The sequence below is a fragment of the uncultured Clostridium sp. genome, assembly GCF_937920395.1.
Lineage (GTDB): Bacteria > Bacillota > Clostridia > Clostridiales > Clostridiaceae > Clostridium_AD.
In genome coordinates this window covers 1-3,057 of record NZ_CALEVF010000394.1, presented here as the reverse complement: position 1 = coordinate 3,057, position 3,057 = coordinate 1, and the positions used below count along the sequence as shown (strand labels likewise).

3 protein-coding genes are annotated in these 3,057 nt (G+C 25.7%); 2 read left to right on the top strand and 1 reads right to left on the bottom strand.

All coding sequences use genetic code 11. From position 1 onward, the window contains the following. Nucleotides 1–217: 217 nt before the first annotated feature. Nucleotides 218–1,186 carry a DMT family transporter gene (locus Q0649_RS22975; RefSeq protein WP_298847498.1) on the bottom strand — a complete coding sequence of 323 codons (969 nt, stop codon included), beginning with the start codon at nt 1,184–1,186 and terminating at the stop codon, nt 218–220. Nucleotides 1,187–1,490: 304 nt separating this feature from the next. On the opposite strand from Q0649_RS22975, the gene Q0649_RS22970 reads away from it, so the two are divergent. Together Q0649_RS22970 and Q0649_RS22965 are read left to right on the top strand one after the other, a co-directional pair. Continuing rightward, nucleotides 1,491–1,955 (top strand): hypothetical protein, encoded by a 465-nt coding sequence (locus Q0649_RS22970; protein ID WP_298847495.1) that lies wholly within the window; start codon nt 1,491–1,493, stop codon nt 1,953–1,955. A gap of 59 nt (nt 1,956–2,014) precedes the next feature. Next, complete coding sequence (locus tag Q0649_RS22965; RefSeq protein ID WP_298847492.1) at nt 2,015–2,461, top strand: DUF2383 domain-containing protein; 447 nt, start codon at nt 2,015–2,017, stop codon at nt 2,459–2,461. Nucleotides 2,462–3,057 lie beyond the last annotated feature (596 nt).

Sequence of the window (3,057 nt, the reverse complement as noted above, 5' to 3'; positions counted from 1 at the left end):
CTTGCAATAGCAGGGTTTTAAATAAATAAAACAAAGATAGTGTTAACACTATCTTCTAATGATGGAAGGGTAAAATATGAATATTTCAATGAATTTTATAAAGATACAAAAGAAGGGAACACAATGAAAATGATGTCCCGAGTACTGAAAATTAACAATATTTGATTTATCAATAAATAGACTTAAGCAAATATATTAAAAAGACGATAAACTAACTTTACACAGTTAATTTATCGTCTTCTATTTCATTAATAGTATTTCTAGCCAATTTGTTATTTCCTCTAAAATTTATAATTGACCCAATAATAATAAAAACAATTCCTACTATTGTATTTACTGTAATAGCCTCTTTTAAAATTATCAAAGCCAAAATTGGTGCTAGAGCAGGCTTAATAAAAAATACAATTGATGCAGTAGATGCAGACGTCTCTTCCATTGCTAATATATAAAATGTATAACCAAGCCCTGTTACAAAAATACTAATATATGCAAGCATAGGAATATTACTTAATATTATACCCTTCAATATTGGTATGTTTGAAAATTCTTTTAACCCATTGTCTGATAAGAACTGTGATACAAAACTTATTTTTGTGATAAGTATAAGTACTAACATTTCAAGACTACCCATAAAAAAACTAAAGCAAGTCAATACTACCCCCCCGAATCTTTCAGACTTCTTATTGCATATCACACTATACAAAGCAAATGTTATAGTAGAAATAGCAATAAATATTATTCCTTGTAAACTAATTGTCATATTAAAAGGATTCAATATGCATATCATTCCTATTACGCTTAATGCCATTGTAATAATCGTATGTTTATATAATTTTTCGCCTATTAAAAAGAAAGCGAAAGTAACTACAAATATAGGATTACAACTAAAGAGAACTGCAACTATAGATGCTTTACAGTAAAAAATGGCAAGTTGGTAAAATGTCATGCTTATTACGACGCAAATAAATCCTGTTAATATAAAAAATGAATAATCATTTCTATTTAACGAAATCTTTTTACTCTTTAAATTTTTTAAAGCTAATGGAAGTAACATGATAGACCCTATAAAAAATCTTAAAAAACTTATCTGTATAGGATTAAATTGATTAGACACCATTTTTAAAGCTATTTCCATAGTGCTGAAAAGAAAAGCAGACAGAACGATAAACCAATATCCTTTTTTCATTTATAGACACCTCTAATATATAAATTTGTTATTATAACTGCTACGATTACGACTACTACTTAGAAAGGATTAGTACCTTGTAGTAAATATACGACACCTTCATTTTAACACAATATGCTTTATTTTACTATTTTGTAGTTTTACTATATATTCAACTACTACTTTCATAGCTTATATATAAATATTTATAAAAAATACATAAATCAAACGAAATATACATTATATTGACACTCCTCTGACATTTAAAATTGATATGATTTAGCCAAAGAAATATACAATAATAAATTAGTGAGGAGAACCTAAAATGAAAAATATATCTTTAAAAACCAAAATACTAACAGGAATATTAACAGGCAGTATATATTTATCATCTGTTAGCACAACTTTTGCATTAACTACAACCCCAATAAATATTATTGGAAACACACTATTAATAAGCGAATCTAAACAAATAAATACTAAAACAAAATATAATTTAAAAAGTGATTTAGAAGCGCCTATAATTACTAGAACTATAACACAAGCTCAAGCAAACAAAATTAAGGCTGTAATAAATAAATCATCAGCTAAAAAAACCAATAATACTGATTATTCAAAAACTATTATCAAGGCTGAAGATAAATTAAATACAAGCAATGCTAAAATTAATTATATAAATCAGATAACTACACTTGTTGATAATGGTACTATAACTCAAACTCAAGCAGATAAAATTTTAATTAAGCAGTTACAACTATATCATGAAAAAATGCTAAAAAGTTCACTTTAAAAATCACTTTAATAAGTATCCTCTATTTGGGCAACCTAAATATTGAGGAGTTGATAATAATGAATAGTGGAAATATTAAAAATTTAAATTCACTTCTCGAGAGTGAATATATGGCTATTAATAGTTTTGAAGCGTTAATAAAACATGCGACTGCCTTACCTATTAAAACTGAATTACAAAAGATACAACAAACTCATAAGCAACATACTCTACTAATTTCTACTAAAATACTAGACCTTGGAGGTAGTCCCTCTGGCAGTATTGGAATTCAAGGTGTAGTCTCAGAAACTATATCAAATATAAAGCATATTGGCACTACAGGTACTACTAGTTATCTTAATGAAGCCCTGCAAGGTGAGTTCATGGCAATAAAAACTATTAACGCATTAATAGCTGATAATTCAGTATTTAATAACTCTACTATTTTATATAATATAATAGCAAACCATAAAACTAATATTGATTCATTAAATACCATAATTAATACCTCTATAGATGTAAAATGATTTTTTATATTACTTCCAAAAAAACTGGGTACTAACTAGATGTTTTTTTTCATAAAAATAAATGATTTTAATAATAATCGTACTTATTTAAGAACACTTATAGCAGATATTATATTAAAGTGTTCATATTAAAAACATTTTTTATGACATTTTAGTTTAGTTGTTCCTAATCATGTACACAAATATATAAATTTATATTAAAGGATGTGCTTAATTTAACAAAAAAAATTATTCTTCAGTAAATAATCATATTATTACTAACTTTGAGTCATTTTTTTGTGTTTAAGTATCATTTATGTCTTTAAAACAGACATGGCATTATTCTTGCTTATAATATTTAGGAATAGCAACTTTTAATTGTTATTAAGATTTAACATTTAAAGTTTCCTATTCATGATTAGATATAAAGAAAACGGTTTTACATGAAAATTTTATAATAACTATGAACAAAAAATAAGTCAGATATCAAATAATACTTGTTATCCGTCTTACAAAATAGCGAGGAGGCAATTTCATGAATTTTACATTGACCAAAGAACAAGAATTTGTAAAACAGATGGTAAGTGAATTCGCATTAAACGAAGTTAAACCTTTAG